At 69.8% G+C, this 17233-nt stretch carries 19 protein-coding genes; 5 read left to right on the forward strand and 14 right to left on the reverse strand.

Going from position 1 to position 17233, the window contains the following annotated elements:
* Nucleotides 1-74: 74 nt before the first annotated feature.
* On the reverse strand, nt 75-362 hold the full coding sequence (locus CACI_RS41155; protein ID WP_015796876.1) for a glutaredoxin family protein: 288 nt from the start codon (nt 360-362) through the stop codon (nt 75-77).
* Between the two features lie 70 nt (nt 363-432).
* Between CACI_RS41155 and CACI_RS41160 the strand changes: the two genes are divergently transcribed.
* The 3 genes from CACI_RS41160 (at nt 433) to CACI_RS41170 (ending at nt 3885) form a co-directional block, all read left to right on the forward strand.
* Nucleotides 433-1233: an HAD family hydrolase gene (locus CACI_RS41160; protein WP_015796877.1), complete on the forward strand. Its 801-nt coding sequence runs from the start codon at nt 433-435 to the stop codon at nt 1231-1233.
* Between the two features lie 513 nt (nt 1234-1746).
* Nucleotides 1747-2439, forward strand: coding sequence for an ECF subfamily RNA polymerase sigma factor, BldN family (locus CACI_RS41165; protein WP_395994351.1), 693 nt, complete (start codon nt 1747-1749; stop codon nt 2437-2439).
* 285 nt (nt 2440-2724) lie between these two features.
* On the forward strand, nt 2725-3885 hold the full coding sequence (locus tag CACI_RS41170) for a DUF5667 domain-containing protein (protein ID WP_015796879.1): 1161 nt from the start codon (nt 2725-2727) through the stop codon (nt 3883-3885).
* A gap of 99 nt (nt 3886-3984) precedes the next feature.
* On the opposite strand, the gene CACI_RS41175 is transcribed toward CACI_RS41170, so the two are convergent.
* From CACI_RS41175 to CACI_RS41230, 13 genes are all read right to left on the reverse strand, one after another.
* On the reverse strand, nt 3985-4986 hold the full coding sequence (locus tag CACI_RS41175) for a hypothetical protein (protein ID WP_015796880.1): 1002 nt from the start codon (nt 4984-4986) through the stop codon (nt 3985-3987).
* Nucleotides 4983-5339 carry a PadR family transcriptional regulator gene (locus CACI_RS41180; protein ID WP_015796881.1) on the reverse strand — a complete coding sequence of 119 codons (357 nt, stop codon included), beginning with the start codon at nt 5337-5339 and terminating at the stop codon, nt 4983-4985. The genes CACI_RS41175 and CACI_RS41180 overlap by 4 nt, the downstream gene beginning before the upstream one ends.
* Nucleotides 5323-6111, reverse strand: coding sequence for a nucleotidyl cyclase domain-containing protein (locus tag CACI_RS46830; protein ID WP_049871887.1), 789 nt, complete (start codon nt 6109-6111; stop codon nt 5323-5325). The genes CACI_RS41180 and CACI_RS46830 overlap by 17 nt, the downstream gene beginning before the upstream one ends.
* A 408-nt stretch (nt 6112-6519) precedes the next feature.
* The gene (locus CACI_RS41190; RefSeq protein WP_143765606.1) at nt 6520-7197 is read right to left on the reverse strand and encodes a Crp/Fnr family transcriptional regulator; all 678 of its coding nucleotides are present in this window, start codon (nt 7195-7197) and stop codon (nt 6520-6522) included.
* Between the two features lie 388 nt (nt 7198-7585).
* The gene (locus tag CACI_RS41195; protein ID WP_015796884.1) at nt 7586-8614 is read right to left on the reverse strand and encodes a lysophospholipid acyltransferase family protein; all 1029 of its coding nucleotides are present in this window, start codon (nt 8612-8614) and stop codon (nt 7586-7588) included.
* A 1-nt stretch (nt 8615) separates the two neighbouring features.
* On the reverse strand, nt 8616-9548 hold the full coding sequence (locus CACI_RS41200) for an NAD-dependent epimerase/dehydratase family protein (RefSeq protein WP_190276692.1): 933 nt from the start codon (nt 9546-9548) through the stop codon (nt 8616-8618).
* Between the two features lie 83 nt (nt 9549-9631).
* On the reverse strand, nt 9632-9733 hold the full coding sequence (locus CACI_RS48735; protein WP_015796886.1) for a 30S ribosomal protein bS22: 102 nt from the start codon (nt 9731-9733) through the stop codon (nt 9632-9634).
* Nucleotides 9734-9870: 137 nt separating this feature from the next.
* Nucleotides 9871-10095 (reverse strand): helix-turn-helix domain-containing protein, encoded by a 225-nt coding sequence (locus CACI_RS41205; RefSeq protein WP_015796887.1) that lies wholly within the window; start codon nt 10093-10095, stop codon nt 9871-9873.
* 168 nt (nt 10096-10263) lie between these two features.
* Complete coding sequence (locus tag CACI_RS41210) at nt 10264-11073, reverse strand: phosphatase (RefSeq protein ID WP_015796888.1); 810 nt, start codon at nt 11071-11073, stop codon at nt 10264-10266.
* A gap of 68 nt (nt 11074-11141) precedes the next feature.
* Complete coding sequence (locus CACI_RS41215; RefSeq protein WP_015796889.1) at nt 11142-12326, reverse strand: ABC transporter permease; 1185 nt, start codon at nt 12324-12326, stop codon at nt 11142-11144.
* Nucleotides 12323-13027: an ABC transporter ATP-binding protein gene (locus CACI_RS41220; protein WP_015796890.1), complete on the reverse strand. Its 705-nt coding sequence runs from the start codon at nt 13025-13027 to the stop codon at nt 12323-12325. Before CACI_RS41220 ends, CACI_RS41215 begins: the two co-directional genes overlap by 4 nt.
* A gap of 3 nt (nt 13028-13030) precedes the next feature.
* Nucleotides 13031-14419, reverse strand: a complete 1389-nt coding sequence (locus CACI_RS41225; protein ID WP_015796891.1) for an efflux RND transporter periplasmic adaptor subunit — start codon at nt 14417-14419, stop codon at nt 13031-13033.
* Entirely contained in the window at nt 14416-15654 is a 1239-nt protein-coding gene (locus CACI_RS41230; RefSeq protein ID WP_015796892.1) for an MFS transporter, read from the reverse strand. The genes CACI_RS41225 and CACI_RS41230 overlap by 4 nt, the downstream gene beginning before the upstream one ends.
* A gap of 71 nt (nt 15655-15725) precedes the next feature.
* Between CACI_RS41230 and CACI_RS41235 the strand changes: the two genes are divergently transcribed.
* Nucleotides 15726-15977, forward strand: a complete 252-nt coding sequence (locus CACI_RS41235) for a hypothetical protein (RefSeq protein WP_015796893.1) — start codon at nt 15726-15728, stop codon at nt 15975-15977.
* Between the two features lie 37 nt (nt 15978-16014).
* Nucleotides 16015-17166, forward strand: a complete 1152-nt coding sequence (locus CACI_RS41240) for an SPFH domain-containing protein (RefSeq protein WP_015796894.1) — start codon at nt 16015-16017, stop codon at nt 17164-17166.
* Nucleotides 17167-17233 lie beyond the last annotated feature (67 nt).

Raw genomic sequence — 17233 nt, forward strand, 5'->3', positions numbered from 1 at the left:
CGGGACAACTGACGGCTGAATGGTTACCAAATCGGGCAGCCAGTGCTGTGGATCACTCTGCTCCAGAGGCTTTTTCAGCCGCGCGCGGCGGCGCCGATCGCCTTGCGGAGCCGCTCGGCGTCGACCCGCCAGAAGTCGTGTCGCCGGCCGTTCACCAGGGTGACGGGGATCTGTTCCCAGTACTCCGCTTTCAGCGCGGGGTCGAAGTCCTCGGCGGTGATGTCTAGCTCCTCGACATCGGCGCCGGTCTCGGCGGCCACCGTCCGCACGACGGCACGCGCGTCGTCGCACAGGTGGCAGCCGGGCTTGCCGACGAGGGTCACGGTCACGGGGGAGCCGCCGGGGCGCTTGAAGAGTCTCATCACGGCGAAAGCCTACGGAGAACACGCGCGCGACATCTATCAGTCACGCAGGGGGCTTAGGCTTGGCCGCATGGGCACCGAGACTGCTGGGCGCATTGTGCACTCCGCGGCGTTCTTCGACCTGGACAACACACTGGTCCAGGGAGCCTCCCTGTTCCATCTCGCCCGCGGACTGACCGCGCACGGCATGGTGACCAAGCGCGAGATCGCCGGGCACGCCATGCGCCAGGTCCGGTTCCGGGTCTTCGGCGAGCAGTCCGGACTGCTGGACGACGTGCAGGAGCACGCGCTGGACTTCGTGAAGGGCCATGAGGTGGCCCGCATGGAGAAGATCTGCGAAGCGGTCTTCGACGACTACCTGGCGGACAAGATCTGGCCGGGCACCCGCGCGCTGAGCGAGGCGCATCTGCTCAACGGCAAAGAGGTGTGGCTGGTGACCGCCGCGCCGATCGAACTGGCGCAGGTGATCGCCCGGCAGCTCGGGCTCACCGGCGCGCTGGCGACCCGGCCGGAGGCCGTGGACGGCGTCTACACCGGCCGCATCGCCGGCCCGCTGCTGCACGGTCCGGACAAGGCCCGGGAGGTCGCCAGGCTCGCCCGGGAGCGGGCTCTGGACCTCGCACACTGCTACGCCTACAGCGACTCCGCGAACGACCTGCCGCTGCTGTCCCTGGTGGGACACCCGGTGGCGGTGAACCCCGACCGCGCGCTGCGGCGACACGCGCGGCATCACGACTGGGCGGTCGTCGACTACCGGACGACGCGGCGCGCCGGCGTCGGCCTGCCGGTCGCCGGTGCCGCCGCGGCGGTCGGCGCGGTCGCCGCCGGAGCCGCCGCGGCCGCGGCGCACTGGTCCGGCGACCGCGACTGACAGCGGCTCACGGCGACTGAGAGCGACGGCTCGTCACCGTCCGTCGACAACACCCTCATGCCCCCGACCTCCTGAAGGTCCCCTGCGCAACCCTTGCGCGGGGCCGCTGGAAGTCCTCTAAAGTCCTCCGGACACACGTGGTCCAGTGAGCGGACCTAAACCGGACTTCCTGTACAGGAGGGTGTTTCCTGTGGGTGTAATAGCCGGAATCACCCGCACGGGTCCACCCTGATTCCGTACGATGGGGAACCCTACGATCGGTGATCGAGGCGGAACACTCTGCTACTAGAGGCTTCTCAATGAGCTACAAGGCCATCTGAAAACAGGCCCGCTATAGAACCGAGCCACGGGAGACACGTGTACCGGGACAACTTCGGACTCAACGGATACAGCGCGAAGGTGGGGGGCGACCCGTTCGCCGGCACCGGCTCGCTGTCCACGCAGGTGCTGTCCACGCACGTGCCCATGCCGTCGTCGGCGTCGCTGCTGGACCGCCAGGAGCGCGGCCTGCTCATGCTGCGCGAGGCCATCCGGGTCGTGGCCGGGGACGGCACGGGGCGCGGCGCGCACGCCGCGGGCACCCGCTCCGGCGGCGCCCGGCACGGCGGCGGCTCGGGCACCGCGGACCGCTCCGGCGGCCCGGTCGCCGGCGACGGCGAGTCCGAGGCGATGGTGCACCTGGTCCGCCAGGCGCAGGAGGGCAGCGCCGACGCCTTCGGCGAGCTCTACCGCATCTACTGCGACACGGTCTTCCGGTACATCTACTACCGCGTGTCGACCCGGGCCCTGGCCGAGGACCTCACCAGCGAGACCTTCGTCCGCGCGCTGCGCCGCATCACCACCTTCAGCTGGCAGGGCCGGGACTTCGGGGCGTGGCTGGTGACCATCGCCCGCAACCTGGTCGCCGACCACTTCAAGTCCAGCCGGCACCGCATGGAGGTCTCCACCGGGGAGATGCTCGACTCCAACGAGGTCGAGGCCTCCCCGGAGGACTCGGTGCTGGAGCACCTGTCCAACGAGGCCCTGCTGCACGCCGTCCACCGGCTCAACGACCAGCAGCGCGAGTGCGTCACGCTCCGCTTCCTGCAGGGGCTCTCGGTGGCCGAGACCGCCGACATCATGGGCAAGAACGAGGGCGCGATCAAGACCCTGCAGTACCGCGCGGTCCGCACGCTCGCCCGACTCCTGCCGGCCGAGGCCCTCTGAGAGCGTGCGCGGGCACCGCGCACGCTCTAATACTCCTCAGGCAGGACCACCCGTATGCGGGACACGCCGTAACCCTCAAACTGGGACGGTCGTTTTCCCGGTAGCGGTCCAACAACTCACTCTGAAGGGTGAATGAAGGGCCGAAAGACATGCCGGTGGAAGCCGGGGGCACAACCTTTGTCGTCTGTCGGTGTCTAACACTGCGGCGAGCATCGTCACCTTCTGACGGGGCGGCGGTGGGCGACGGGTGGGGCTTCCCTGCGAACGGGACAGGAAGGATGACAGATGGCCGCAGCATTCGGCGAGCGCCAGCGGGCCGAGCAGTTCGCCAGGCTGCTCGACGGCCTCGACGGCTCGCGGGACGGCGGCGGCGTCGCCACGCTCATCCCGCCCCAGAAGACCGATCCCGAGCTCACGGCGATGCTGCGGGTGGTCGAGAGCGTCATCGACGAGGGGCGCGCGCACGCGCCAGCGGTGCGGCCGGAGTTCCGGGAACAGCTCGGCGCGCGCCTGCACCGCGACTTCATGGTCTTGTTCAACGCCGACATCGACGGCGGCGGCCCGGGGGACGGCGACGTGCTGGCGCGCGGACGCACCGCGTGGCGGCGCCGGCTGATCGGCGGCGGCGTCGCGGTCGGCGTGCTGTCCGGCGGCCTCGGCGGCGTGGCGTGGGCGGCGTCCAGCGCGCTGCCGGGCGACCCGCTCTACGGCGTCAAACGCAGCCTGGAGAACATGCGGGTCTCGGTCTCCGGGTCCGACCTGGAGCGCGGCGACCAGTACCTCGGGCAGGCCAAGACCCGCCTGGAGGAGATCCACAAGCTGCTGGGCCGGCACGACTCGAACGTCGACGGCTCCGACACCAGCAAGCTCATCGGCGAGACCACGGACAACATGTACAAGGACGTGGACAGCGCCGGCCAGCTGCTGGTGCCGCTGGCCGAGTCCGGGAACACCCAGGCGCTGGCCGACCTGCGCGGCTTCCTGACCACCACCGAGCCGCAGATCCAGGACCTGGAGACGCTGCTGTCGCCGGACACCCAGGACGAGGCGCGCCGCCTGGTGGCGCTGATGGACGGACTGGACGCCCGGCTGACCACGGCACAGGCGAACCTGGACAAGCAGCGCGCGGCGCAGCAGCACCCGACCAGCGCGGACAGCACTTCGCACCACAGCGGCCTGCCGAGCACCCCGACACCCACCGGCACCCCGTCCTCGCACCCGGTACCCGGCCAGCACGCCCCGAGCCAGGGCGCCCCGACCGGCACGCCCTCCAGCGACCCGTCGAGCGTGCACCTGTCGGTCCCGATCGGCTCCAGCGGCACCACGCTCAACGTGCCGACACTGATCAGCGGACTCCCGCCGATCGGCATCACGCTCGGGAACACGGCGCCGGCCACCGGACCGACCACCGGCGGACCGCCGAACACCGACCCGAACCCGAACTAGGCGCGCCGGGAGCGCCTTTCAGGGTTCGACGACGGACGACACGCGAGCGGCCGGGTGCGATGCACCCGGCCGCTCTCGCTCGTCCTCCACGTCTCAGCCTCAGCGCGTCGAGGCCGGACTCTCCGAGCGCTCGAGGCGCCGGGCTCGCCACACCTTGAGGACGGCCAGACCGGCGACGCAGACCAGAGCACAGGCGAGAAACGCCAGGGGTATCTGATCCGCACCGCCGTATGTCGGCCGCACGGCGTTCTGCACGAAGACCGGCACCAGCGCCGCGACGGTGACGACGGCGAGCGCTGTCGGCCACACCGGCGACCGGTGGGCCAGGACGCCGACGGCGGCCGCTCCGACCGCGGCCATGACCATGGCGTGCCGGTTGTCGGTGTATCCCCACCCTTCGAAGGCCAGGGCGGCCTTCATCGGCGGTCCCCCGTGCCCTTCGTACAGCCACGCCCCGACTCCGACCGATGCGAGCACCGCCAAGGAGCCGGCGAGGAAGGTCGGCCGGGCGTGGACGCCCCGCGCCGCGAACAGCGCGCCGGTCACGACAGCCGCGAGCACCGTCTCCTGCTGGAGAACCTTCAACGTCCCGTCACTCAGGTACAGCGAGACCAGGAACACACCCAGCGCCAGCACCCTGGCAGCACGCCACCAGCCGACGGTGATCAGCGCCAGGACGAGCAGCCACAGGATCGGCACCTCGAAGGGGACGAGGCTGTATTTCGATTGCCCGGGGTAGTAGACCGTGAACGGGCGCCACAAGCCCCAGTGCGCGTATGGATTCTCCTGGATGCTCCGCGTGTTTATGGCTATCTGCGCAAGGCTCAGAAACGCCAGCAGCATGCTGCCGACGATCCCCACTGCCCGCACTGTCTCGCCGGTCCGGGTACTCGTCCGCGCGCCATCGGTCGCGGCACCCAGCCGCACCCGCATCCCCAGCCGCGCCAGACTCAGCGCTTCACGGAGTTCCGGCCACTGGCGCCCCTCCGTAGCGCCCTCCATCAGGACGCTGAGGAGTTCCTCCTCGCGCGCTTCTCTATAGGGCTTCGGCAGTATGCGCAGAAGCCCTCTATAGCGCCGCTCCAGCTGTTCCCCGCTCATGACGTCCCTCCCAGGGACGCACGGGGCGCCCCCCGCTTCTTCAGCCGTTCGAGCGCCACCGCCGCCTGCCGGGCAAGCCGCTCCGCCTCGTCGCCGAGCACGCGCACGCCGGCGTCGGTGAGGCGGTAGTAGCGCCGCAGCCGTCCCGAGACCGTCTCCTCGCGGTCCAGGACCAGCAGACCCTCGCCGGACAGCCGGTCCAGTGCGCCGTAGAGCGTGCCCACGCGCAGCTGGGTCCGGCCGTCCGACAAGCGGCCCACTTCCTGGATGATCCCGTATCCGTGCAGCGGTCCGTCGACGAGGGCGGTCAGGATCTGGAACGTCTGCTCCGTCCGGCTACTCGATGAACTCATGGTCGATATATATCGGCTGCCGAGCTATCGAGGCAAGCCCCGCGGCCAGCCCGGCCGCCCCGCCGACCAGGACCACGGTGCGCACCCCGAGCCCGGCCAGTTCGTCGAGCAGCGAGGCCTCGTCGGCGAGCAGGACCGCCACCGGTCCCTCGCCTCCCCGCCCCGCGATAGCGGCCGGCTCCGTCTCCGGCACCGACCGCACCACCTGCAGCGGCACCGGGAGCACCGACCCGCCGCCGAACAGCTGGATCCAGCCAGGCACGTCGGCGGACTTCACCTGCACCCGGACCTGCTCGAACGCCGCGACGTCCAGACCGCCGTAGCCGTGGCGCAGCACCCCGTCGTGCACGCCCTCGGACACGATCAGACCCACGGTCGCCGCGCTGTGCTCCATCGCCTCGCGCAGCGGGCAGGCGTCGACCAGGCGGAAGGCCAGGTTGACGTCGTAGCCGGCGTAGCCGTGCGCGTCGTGGTGGACCTCTCCGGCGTGCACCACCACCCGCAGCCCGAACCGCTGCCGCGCGCTGCGCTTGGTGTTGCCGCGCTCCAGCAGTTCGGCCAGCCGCGCCGGCATCCGGCCGAGCAGCAGGACCTTGGAGACCTCGGCCGAGATGAAGATCAGCACGCCGTCCCCCCGGTCCTCCCGCACGGTCTGCCGCCACGGGATTCCGGAATCCTCGAATGCGTCGCGCAGTGTCTCGTAAAGCGCGGCGCGAATAGCCAGTTGATCGACGTTGTCCCTGTCCGGCCGCGTGAACGAGACGACGTCCACGACGACGATCGACCGGTGGGTGGGCAGATTGGCGACGGCTTGCGGAAGTGGCTGGTGGCTGATCGGTTGCGCATACCGCCCGTGGAAGCTGCGCGCTGCCCTACCAGCGCGACTACGCGGTTCCAGCGACGGATTCATGAGAACAGGCCCTTGATGACGACCCTCCGTGCCCCCCGACATGTATCGCAAGGTACTCCGATGCGCAAGATCTCCGCACCAGATATTTTACTGGTGCGGAAACGGATCCGTTAAGCATTAAAGGTATCGGTCGCCACTGACAAAAACCGGGCTCGAAGGACCCGCACATGCGGTTTCACTAAGTCACAAGTACGCGCCGCGAACTGCGCGCGCGGCACGGGAGCCGGCCGTCCGCCCCGCGGGCGCCGGAAGAGCGTTGCGCGATAGTTATCAGTCGGCGACGCGGCCGTTTTGCGCGACCTCGCGCAGGGACTTCTCATCGAGCACGAGGATGCGCTGCCGCGCGCTGCGGATGACCCCGGCTTCCCGCAGGGTCCGCAGGGAGCGTGCGAGGGCCGGCACGCTGACCCCGGCCCAGCACGCGATCTCTTCCTGGGTGAACACCGGCCGGTCCTGGCCGCTGTCGGCGTAGGAGTGGATCTCCAGGAGCTTGTCGGCGACCGCGCCGAGGGCCACGGAGCCGTGCAGCTGCGTACGGTGCCGGTCGGCGTCGTGGAGGCGGTCGGCCAGGATGCGGAACAGCGCCCGGGCTATGGAGGGGGTGCGCTCGGCGAGATCGATGAAGGCCTCTCCGCTCATCCCGCGCGCCTCGACGGTGCTGCGGGCCCTGACGGTGGCGCTGCGCGGCCGCTCGGACAAGCTGGCCAGCTCCCCCACCACGTCGCCGGGTCCGCGGACCGCGAGGATCCGGGTGGCGCCGACGGTGCTGTGCTGGATCACCGAAACCCACCCGGACTGGATGAAGAACACGCGGTGCGTGTCCTCCCCCTCGCCGGTCAGCGAATCGCCGGTCCGGAACACTTGGTAGACGGTCCGCGCCCGGATCTCCTCGGCTGCCATAGCGTCGAGGAGATCCCAGAACCGCCATCCGTCTTCGTCACGCGCCATTCCCCGGAAAATAGCCGAGCCCGGCCCGTTGGCAAAGCTCGGCCTGAGGAATGGCGCCTTCCGTGCACACGAATGTGCCCCCGTGACCCCCGTGTGTCCCCCCCGGTATCCCCCACGGATCCCGAGTCCCCCGTGACCCCCCGGCCGCGCCCGCAGTTCCCCCCGGAACTCCCCCTCCGCAGGCGCGACGCGGACTATCTTCGGCTTTCCGATCACCGGGGTCCACGTCATCTGATAGGCAAGGGTGGGTCAGGGGAGGCACGCGGGGGCGGCGGTCCGCTGCGAGGCGGCCGCGCGCGATGACGATCTCGTGGCGAACCTATAGCGGCGCTCACGGAGCGCACAACGGAGAAAACCCGTAGTCCGCATTGAGCCTTGAGGGGAACTTTTAGAAGAACACTGACCGGCGCTGCAGCAGCACCCGGTACAACGTGTCCTGGATCGTCTCGCGCACCTGGTCGGTCAGATCGAAGACGAGCATCGGGTCGTCGGCCGCGCCGGGGTCGTACCCGGAGGTCGGGATCGGCTCGCCGAAGGTGATGTGCCACTTGGTGGGCAGCGGCACCATGCCGAGCGGACCGAGCAGCGGGAAGGTCGGGGTGATCGGGAAGTACGGCAGCCCGATCAGGCGGGCCAGCGGCTTCAGATCCGCGATCTTGGGATAGATCTCCTCGGCGCCGACGATGGAGACCGGGATGATCGGCACGCCGGTGCGCAGCGCGGCGGAGACGAAGCCGCCGCGGCCGAAGCGCTGGAGCCGGTAGCGCTGGGAGAAGGGCTTGCCCACGCCCTTGAAGCCCTCCGGGAACACCGCCACCACCTCGCCGCCGCGCAGCAGGCGCTCGGCGTCGGGGTTGCAGGCCAGGGTGTGGCCCATCTTGCGGGACAGCTCGCCGACGAAGGGCAGGGTGAAGACCAGGTCGGCGGCCAGCATGCGCAGGTGCCGGCCGGCCGGGTGGTGGTCCAGGAGCGCCACCTGCGTCATCAGTGCGTCCACCGGGACCGTGCCGGAGTGGTTGGCCACTATCAGCGCGCCGCCCTCGGACGGGACGTTCTCGATGCCGGAGACCTCGACGCGGAAGTACTTCTCGTAGAGCGGGCGCAGGACGCCCATCAGGACGTTGTCGTTGAGGTCGGGGTCGAAGCCGAACTCGTCGACCTCGTAGTCCCCGGTGACCCGGCGGCGCAGGAACGCCAGGGCGCCGGCCGCCTTCTGCTCCCAGCCGCCGGAACCCGCGGAGGGCTCGAGGGCTTCAGGAATTTCGGCGGTTGCGGCGGCTTCGGCGGCCGCGGAGGCTTCGGCGGTCGCGGCGGCGCCAGGAGTCTCGGGCGCCCCGGAAGCTTCAGAAGCTCCAGCGTCCTCGGCTCCGCCGGCTTCGGAAGTCTGCTCGGGGGCGGTCTCGGGCTTGCTCGCCACTTCAGTAGCCCTTCGTCCAGCCGGGCGCGACGGGCTTGAGCCCGGCGGCCTCGGCGTGCGCCCGCAGCGCGTCCGCGGTGGTGTACCCGGCTTCCCAGCCCAGCCGCTCCTTCACCCGCGCGGTGTCCAGGACCCGGCCGTAGCGGACCATCGCCACCTGGTCGGGCGTGAAGTCGACGATGCCGGCCCGGCGGATCAGGCTGCCGAAGAAGCCGGCGCCGAAGGACAGCACCGGCAGGGTCGGGCGGCCCAGGCGGCGGGTGATCTGGGACAGCGGCATGGCGCCGTCGCCGGCCACGTTGTAGATGCCCGGGTGGCCGCCTAGCGCGGCCAGCACCAGGGCCCGCACCGCGTCGTCGATGTGCACGAACTGCAGGCGCGGGTCGAAGCCCAGCACCGTGGGCACCAGGGGCAGCGTGAGGTAGTCCAGCAGCGGGGAGGCCACGCCGGGACCGGCGAACGGCGCGAAGCGCAACACCGACACCGCCACGTCGGGGCGCCGCCGGGCGAAGCCGCGGACGTACCCCTCGGCCTCCGCCACGTCCTTGCCGTACCCGGAGGTCGGCGGCAGGTGCGGGGGCGTGTCCTCGGCGAACAGAGCCGGGTCGCGGGGCGCGCAACCGTAGACCGCGCCGCTGGACTTGACGACCAGCCGCTTCAGTCCCGGCGCCCGGGAGGCGGCGGCCAGCAGTTGCATGGTCCCGATGACGTTGCGTTCCTTCATCGCCGCCCGGCCGCCGGCACGGGAGGGCCGGGGCTCCAGGCCCAGGTGGACCACGGTGTCGGGATCCGTGTCCGCGATGAGGCGGGCGATGGCGGGGGAACCGGAGGCATCGGCCCCGTCGGCGCCCGCGACGAAACGGACGCGGCCTTGCTCACGCAATGCCTCGACGACGGACCGCCCCAGACGGCTGTCCGCACCGATCACGAGCACGCGTCGGCCGCCGGACGGCTTCCCGTCCGCCCGAGTCCGACCCGCACCGGCCATTGCCGCGGCCTTCCCCCGACGCGCCGGCGCTACTTCTTCTTGTTGCGACGCTGGATGCGCGTCTTCTTGAGCAGCTTGCGGTGCTTCTTCTTGGCCATACGCTTACGGCGCTTCTTGATGACTGAGCCCACTCGGGTGCCCTCGCTCACTTCTGACGGGATTCGCGACTGGCCCAGAGTACCTGGTCGTCCGGCCCCGCCACCAAACGCCCGTCGGCTCCGGGTCCGGCGGGCCCGGCGCGATCGGCCGAAGCGTTGGTTTCGCGACGCTAAAGGGTGTCTGCCACGTAGGCGTCCCGCAGGTATTCCTGGACGGCTTGTTCGGGGACGCGGAACGAGCGGCCCACCCGGACCGCCGGCAGCTCCCCGCTGTGGACCAGCCGGTACACCGTCATCTTGGACACCCGCATGACCTGGGCGACTTCGGCGACCGTGAGGAACTTGACCTCGGAGAGCCGCGCGGCGTCGCCGCCCGTGCGAGCGCTCCCGTGCATGTCGGATATCTCAGAAGCCATGTTATGAGGATAGGGGTGGATGATACATATGGGGAAGAGGATGCGGCATTCGTGTGATTTGCGGACTGTTACACCTGGGACGACCTGGGCGACCAGGCGTGTCCCGCCGCTCACTCTCCGACGTCGCCGGGCGGTCCCCGACGCCTCTTACAGAGCCCCTGACAGCCCGGCGCGCGCGAGAACGTACCGTGACATAGGCGTGTAGTGGCGCGGCGCGATGCCGTCGTCCAGCGGTACCGCCACCTGCACCATGCCCTCGGCTTCCCCGATGAACAGCGCCGGGTCGTTGGAGTCGGCGAACCCGATCGCGTCGATCCCGGTCTGCCCCGCGCCGCCGCACCAACCGTGGTCGGCGACCACCAGGTCCGGCAGCGGCTCGCCGTCCCCGGCCAGCGACGCCAGCGCGGCGCGGATCGGGCGCGCGGAGTGGGTGTGCACCAGCGATCCGCCCTCTGCCGTCACCCCCACGCCGCCGAAGTACGCGATCGACCTGCGCTTGCGCCCGACCTGCGCCGAGGCCTGATACGACCACCCGGCGCCGGCCTCTATCACCTCGCACCCGGCCTCGCGCAGCCCGGTGGCGAACGCCAGGTGCACGGCCAGCAGGGTACTGGGATGCCCGGTGGCCACCAGGACACGCTGACGGCGTTCGCGCGCCACGCCCAGCCGATCGGCGAACCGGTCCAGGCCGTCCAGCGTGAGATCGACGTCGATGTGGTCCTGGCCCGCGCGGAACTTCGGGTCCGCCGACACACCCGCGCGGTCGGCCATCAGTTTGATGACGTCGCCCTGCGTCCAGACGCGCTCGGGCTCCAGCCCGAACAGGTGATAGGGATCCCGCTCGGCGAACATGGCGTACTTGCGCAGGTTGTCCTCCCGCGGAGTCGCTACAGCGCCCGCGATGCGGTGCGTCAGTAAGTGGTCGCGGAGTTCGTCGCGAGTGGGAGCGGCGGTCATGAGGAGAAGGTAACGCCCACCCGCCACCCACCGCCGCCCGTTACGTCTACATCACATGTCCCCGACACCTATTCGGTCCGAAGCGCCACCACCGGATCGAGCTTCCCGGCTCTCCGCGCAGGCATCACCCCGAAGAACACCCCCACTGCGGCCGATACCCCGAACGCGAGCGCGATCGACCACCAGGCGAGGACCGCGGGTAGCGGCGTGAAGGAAGAGAGTACGTAGGACGCGCCTATACCGAGTCCGATCCCTATGACGCCTCCGATACTCGTCAGCATCACGGCCTCTAAGAGGAACTGCGACAGGACGTCGCGTTGGCGCGCGCCCAGCGCTTTGCGCAGTCCGATCTCCTTGGTCCGCTCCCGGACCGACACCAGCATGATGTTCGACACCCCGACCCCGCCGACCAGCAGCGAGATGCCCGCGATCGCCGCGAGCACCAGGGTGAGCATCGACAGGATCTTGCCGATGGTGCCGAGGATCTCGGTCTGGGACACCGCCGTGAACTCGTCGCCCTGGTACTTCTGCTTCAGCGCGCCGACCATCGCGGCGCCGGTGGCGTCGACGTCCCCGGGGCTGTCGGCCCTGGTGGCGAAGCCGGAGATGGTCTGCATGCCGAACAGCCGCTGCGCGGCGGTGACCGGGATGTGCACCTCGCTGTCCGGGCTCAGGCCGAAGGCACCGCCCTTGGGCTGGAAGAGCCCGATCACCCGGAACTCGACGCCGCCCATGTCCACCTGGCGTCCGATGGGATCGGCGTTCGGGAACAGCGCCGCGGCGGCGTCGGGACCCAGGACGATCACCCGGCGCGCGGTGGCGATGTCGGCCTTGGAGACGTACCGGCCCTCGGCGACCGGCCGGTCGAAGACGTCGACGACGTTCGCCGTGGTCCCCTGCACCGTCGCGTAGAACGTGTTGGTCCCGGCGCGCAGGTTCTCGGCCGAGGCCAGGGAGACGGCGACGGCGTCGGGCCGGCCGAGCACCCGGTCCAGGTAGTCGGCGTCGGCGAGCTGGAGCCGGGAGATGGCCGGGGAGGTGCCGAGCTGGAACTTGCCGGGCGCGACGAACACGATGTTCGAGCCCAGGCCCTCGACCTCGGAGGTGACCAGCTGCTTCGCGCCGCCGCCGATCGCGACCAGGACGACGACCGCGGCGACGCCGATGACCACGCCGAGCATGGTCAGCAGGGAGCGCAGCCGGTTGGCGAGCAGGGCGTCGAAGGCGACGCGGAAGGACTCGGTGATTCTCATGAGGACACCGGCGCTTCCTCGATGAGACCGTCCCGCACACGGATGATCCGTTGTGCACGGGCAGCGATGTCTGCTTCATGGGTCACCAGGACCACCGCTACTCCGCGTTCCTTGTTGAGTCGCTCCAGGATGCCCATCACCTCGTCGCCGTTGACGGTGTCGAGGTTCCCTGTGGGTTCGTCCGCGAGAAGCACTGCGGGTTCCCCTACTAGAGCGCGCGCTATAGCAACCCGCTGCTGTTCCCCACCGGACATCTGCGTGGGGCGGTGCCCTAGGCGATGCCCCAAGTTCACGGCTTCCAGTGCCTCGGCGGCGCGCTTTCTGCGTTCCGCTCTGCGCACTCCTCTATAGACGAGCGGGAGTGCGACGTTCTCTAGAGCGGTAGTACGCGCCAGCAGCTGGAAGGACTGGAAGACGAAACCGATCGTCTGGTTCCTGAGTTCGGCCAGCTCGCTGTCGTCCAGGGAGCTCACGTCGCGTCCCCGGACCAGGAGCGTGCCGGACGTCGGCCGGTCCAGACAGCCGAGCAGGTGCATCAGCGTGGACTTCCCGGAGCCCGACGGTCCGATGATCGCCGCGTAGTCGCCCTCTTCGATGGTCAGCGAGACCCCGCGCAGGGCGTCCACGGACACCCCGTCCATCCGGTAGGAGCGGGTGACGTCGACTGCCTCTATCTGCGCCTTCGGAATGTCGGAGGCCATCGGCTAGAGCTTCTGCCCGTCGTGGACCTTGTCGGCCCCCGAGGTCACGATCACGTCTCCGGGGTTCAGCCCCGACGAGACCTCCACCGTGGTGTCGCCCTGCGCGCCGAGCCGGACCACGTGCCGGTGCGCGGTGCCCGAGGCCACCAGCCACACCGTGTCCTGGTTGCCGACGTGCACGACCGCCGCCGACGGCACGGCGAGCACGTGCGCCTTGTTCGCGACCTGGAGATCCGCCACGGCGCTCATCCCGGGACGCGGGACCGGAGCCGCGGAGCCGTCCCCGAGCTTGCCGGCGCCCAGCGAGAGCCGGACCCGGTAGGTGACGCCGCCCCGGCTGGAGGACTGGCCCTGGCTGTCGATGGAGATGACGCTCGCCTGGTAGTCGGCGTCGGGGACGGCGTCCAGCTGGACGTCCGCGGTGATGCCCGGGGTGATCTGGAGGATCGAGGTCTCGTCGACCTGCGCGGTCAGCGTTAGCGTCGAGGAGTCGGTGATGACGAGCAGCGCTGCGCCGGAGTCCACTGGAGAACCCTGAGTGATCACGGTGTCGTCGCTCGGATCGGTGCTTCCGCCGCCGGAGGCGGCCGACCCGAGGCTACCCCCTGCGGCACCGGCCAGAGAACCGAGGTTCCCGCCGAGTTGGGACAGCAGCGAGGAGACATCCACTCCGGAGGCACTGGCGCCGCCGACTCCGCTGCGCAGGGAGATGTCCCCGGCTATAGAGGCCTTCATAGTGAGGGAGTCCACTGTCTTCTGCGCTATAGCGACCGCAGCTTGTGTCTGGGTCCGTTGCGCGCCGCTTAGCGAACCCACTACGTCCGAGGCGGAAGCGAGCCCATTGTTGAAGTTCGCTATGGTGCTCCGCACGTCGGAGGACGCCGTGGCGTACTGGTTGCGCGCACTGGTGATCTGCTTAAGGATCGAGGCCTTGATCGCCGGATCGGCGATCTGCTCGGCCGTGGTCTGCGCGGCGTCGAAGGACTTCTGGGCGTTGGCGTCGGCCAGCGACTCCGACTCGGAGAAGTCGATCGCACTGCTCCCGCTGGAGGAGCGCTTGCCTTGCGCCGCCGCCTGCGCGTCCGCCGCCTTCGCCGCGTTCAGCTGCGCTTGGGCGTCCGGCGAGTCGATCCGCAGGAGGGTCTGGCCGGCGGTGACGTGCTGTCCGTCGGCGACCATCAGCTGCGCGACGGAACCGCCGGCGGTCGCGTTGACGGTGATCTGTGTTTTCGGCGTGACGGTCGCGGGAGCCTCGACGACTTGCGTGACCGCTCCGTACGCCACCGGCGCCTTGGTGACTCCGGAGGGACCGCCGCTGCCGCAGGCGGTCAATCCGGCTGTGAGAAGTGAACTGAGAACCAACCCCGCTAATGCCGTGCCACGTTTGGTCACGTCCCCAATGTAGGTACCGTTTCCGCGCCGCCGACGGCCGGGGTGGGCAGCCCGCCGGTGCGGACCGGCGCGCGCCGCGGATCGAAGGCGTAGGCGAGCAGGACGATGACCGCGATCATCACCATCGGGACGGCCATGCCCTCCCGGTGGCTGACGCCCGCGCCCCACAGGCCGGTCACCAGCGGGGCGCCGAGCAGGAAGCCCAGGTAGTTGAAGACGTTGATGCGCGCGACGGCGACGCCGGAGCCGGTCGGGTCGTTGGCGTAGGCGGCCGTGAACGCCACCGGCACCAGCGGGGACAGGCCGAAGCCGGCGATGAGGAAGCCGACGAGCGCCATGTACGGGCCTGAGGCGCCGACCACGATCGCGAAGCCGGCGGCGCAGACGACCGCGCCGGCGCGCACGACCTTCACATTGCCGAAGCGCTGCACAGCCAGGTCGCCGCGGAACCGGCCGAGCACCTGACCCACGGTGTACGCGCCGACCACCAAGCCGCCGAAGGTGTCAGAGGACTTCAGGCCCTTGGTGAGGTAGTCGCTGCCGGCGGCGGTGATGCTGGACTCGCCGATGTAGGCGAGCGTCATGACCACGCAGAGCAGGAGCATCGGGCGCCAAGGGATGTGCGGCAGCCTGCCTTCGGCGTCCTTGACGATCGTCTCGTCGCGCAGGTTCTTCAACAGCATGGGACCGGCGTACAGGGTCGCGGCGACGCCGACCACGGCGGCCACGGCGTAGGTGACGCTCAGATGCCAGCCGGCCGCCGAGCCGAGCGCGCCCCAGCCCGAGCCGACGATGGCGCCGGCGGCCCAGAGCCCGAAGAAGGCCAGGATGATCGAGCGGCCGTACCGCCGTTCCAGTCCGCAGGCCTGCATGTTCATGGTGGCATCGGCGGCGCCGACGGCCAGGCCGAAGACCATCAGGACCGGCATCGCCTGATAGAGGTTGCGGGTGTGCGGGACGATCACCAGCACCCCGATCACCGTGGGTTCGGCGATGCGCAGGACCGCCGCCGAGGTGGTCCAGCGCATCGCCGCGCCGGCCAGGACCGAGCCGACCCCGGCCAGGACCGGGACCAGCGCCAGCAGGACGGCCAGCGTGCCGTCGGAGACGTGCAGCTGTTTCTGGATGACCGAGACCTTCGATGTCAGCAGGGAGAAGGCGAAGCCCTGAACCCCGAAGAACACGAAGGTCGCTATCCGGTTCCGGGTCAGCCCGCCCGGCTCTACCTGCGGCATGCCCGCAGCGTAGGCGACGTGATCTTCGATGGGAAGGGGTTGCGTGGTCCCGGCGCGGGCACGGGTGTAACGTGCGGAAAGTGCCAGACGAGGCGGTCATCGGATGCGTGGGGGAACTGCACGTCGGGACGCGCGGCGCACGGGGGCCCGGCGAAGCGGTGGTACGGGTGCGAGGCGGCACCGAGGCGTTCCTGGCCTGGTCGGAGCAGCCGCTGCCGAAAGGCACCCGGATCCTGGTCGTGGAGTCCCGCGGACAGCGCGCGGTCGACGTCATCGCGTTCCCCGAGTCCACCGACCCGCTGGACGAACTGGACAGGCTGTGAACATCCATCTCAGCTCACGGGAAGAAGGCTGACCACCATGTTCGGCTACCGAGTACCCGCCCCTGACCAGGCGATGCTCATCTCCGGCGGCCGCCGGGGGCAGGGCGGTGCCCCGTTCCGGGTCGTCACCGGCCACGGCAAGTTCATCCTCCCGGTGTTCCGCAAGACCCGCTTCCTGACGCTGTCCATGCAGGAAGCCGAAGTCTCCGAGACCTGTGTGACCAAGCAGGGCATCGCCCTGACCGTGACCGCGGTCATCGCCTTCAAGGTCGGCAACGACACCGAGAGCATCGTCAACGCCGGCCAGCGGTTCCTGTCCGACCAGAACCAGATGTCGACCCTGACCGCCCGCATCTTCGCCGGCCACCTGCGCTCCATCATCGGCTCGATGACCGTCGAGGAGATCGTCACCGAGCGCCAGAAGCTGGCCGAGGAGGTGCTCGACACCTCCAAGTCCGAGATGGGCAAGATCGGCCTGACCGTCGACTCCCTGCAGATCATGTCCATCGACGACATGAAGACCGGCTACATCGACGCCATGGCCGCCCCGCACAAGGCCGCCATCCAGCGCCAGGCCCAGATCGCCCAGGCCCAGGCCACCCAGGCCTCGGTCGAGGCCCAGCAGGAAGCCGAGCGCAACAAGGCCGAGTACGCCCGCCAGACCGCCATCGTGCAGGCCAAGTACAAGGCCGAAGTCGACCAGGCCCAGGCCATAGCGGCCCAGGCCGGCCCGCTGTCCGCGGCCCAGGCCCAGCAGGAAGTCCTGATGGCCCAGACCGAACTGGCCCAGCGCAACGCCGAACTCCGCCAGCAGCAACTCGTCGCCGAGGTCGTCAAGCCCGCCGAAGCCGAAGCCGAACGCGTCCGCATCACCGCCGCCGCCGAAGCCGAACGCATGCGCGTCCAAGCCGAAGCCGCCGCCAGCTACGACCGCGTAGCCCTCGACCGCATGATCATCGACCAGCTCCCCCTCATCGTCGAAAAGGCCGCAGCAGGCCTCAACGGCGCCAACATCAACGTCCTGAACGGCGCCGACGGCCTGTCCGAAATCGCCGCCGGCCTCGTCGGCCAAGGCCTGGCCATCCTGGAGTCGGTGAAGAAGGGCATCGCCGACGAGGACGGCACCGCCGCGAAGAACACGCCGAAGCCGCAGGTGATCGAGCGGGTGCAGATCGAGAACGAGAAGTAGCCCACAGCTCTCGCGCGAGCCCCCCAAGTCAGCAGCCTGAGGTAGTCGGGCTACGGCTCGGGGGGCT

Origin of the sequence: Catenulispora acidiphila DSM 44928 (assembly GCF_000024025.1) — a bacterium.
GTDB classification, from domain to species: Bacteria; Actinomycetota; Actinomycetes; order Streptomycetales; family Catenulisporaceae; genus Catenulispora; species Catenulispora acidiphila.

What these genes read in the sequence shown, in the direction of transcription:
- CACI_RS41205 (WP_015796887.1), bottom strand. Translation starts at nt 10,095, where the DNA reads ATGCACGGGAGCGCTCGCACGGGCGGCGACGCCGCGCGGCTCTCCGAG.
- CACI_RS41175 (WP_015796880.1), bottom strand. Translation starts at nt 4,986, where the DNA reads ATGAGCGGGGAACAGCTGGAGCGGCGCTATAGAGGGCTTCTGCGCATA.
- CACI_RS41180 (WP_015796881.1), bottom strand. Translation starts at nt 5,339, where the DNA reads ATGAGTTCATCGAGTAGCCGGACGGAGCAGACGTTCCAGATCCTGACC.
- CACI_RS41190 (WP_143765606.1), bottom strand. Translation starts at nt 7,197, where the DNA reads ATGGCGCGTGACGAAGACGGATGGCGGTTCTGGGATCTCCTCGACGCT.
- CACI_RS41155 (WP_015796876.1), bottom strand. Translation starts at nt 362, where the DNA reads ATGAGACTCTTCAAGCGCCCCGGCGGCTCCCCCGTGACCGTGACCCTC.
- CACI_RS41220 (WP_015796890.1), bottom strand. Translation starts at nt 13,027, where the DNA reads ATGGCCTCCGACATTCCGAAGGCGCAGATAGAGGCAGTCGACGTCACC.
- CACI_RS41230 (WP_015796892.1), bottom strand. Translation starts at nt 15,654, where the DNA reads ATGCCGCAGGTAGAGCCGGGCGGGCTGACCCGGAACCGGATAGCGACC.
- CACI_RS41165 (WP_395994351.1), top strand. Translation starts at nt 1,747, where the DNA reads ATGCTGCGCGAGGCCATCCGGGTCGTGGCCGGGGACGGCACGGGGCGC.
- CACI_RS41170 (WP_015796879.1), top strand. Translation starts at nt 2,725, where the DNA reads ATGGCCGCAGCATTCGGCGAGCGCCAGCGGGCCGAGCAGTTCGCCAGG.
- CACI_RS41160 (WP_015796877.1), top strand. Translation starts at nt 433, where the DNA reads ATGGGCACCGAGACTGCTGGGCGCATTGTGCACTCCGCGGCGTTCTTC.
- CACI_RS41240 (WP_015796894.1), top strand. Translation starts at nt 16,015, where the DNA reads ATGTTCGGCTACCGAGTACCCGCCCCTGACCAGGCGATGCTCATCTCC.
- CACI_RS41210 (WP_015796888.1), bottom strand. Translation starts at nt 11,073, where the DNA reads ATGACCGCCGCTCCCACTCGCGACGAACTCCGCGACCACTTACTGACG.
- CACI_RS41215 (WP_015796889.1), bottom strand. Translation starts at nt 12,326, where the DNA reads ATGAGAATCACCGAGTCCTTCCGCGTCGCCTTCGACGCCCTGCTCGCC.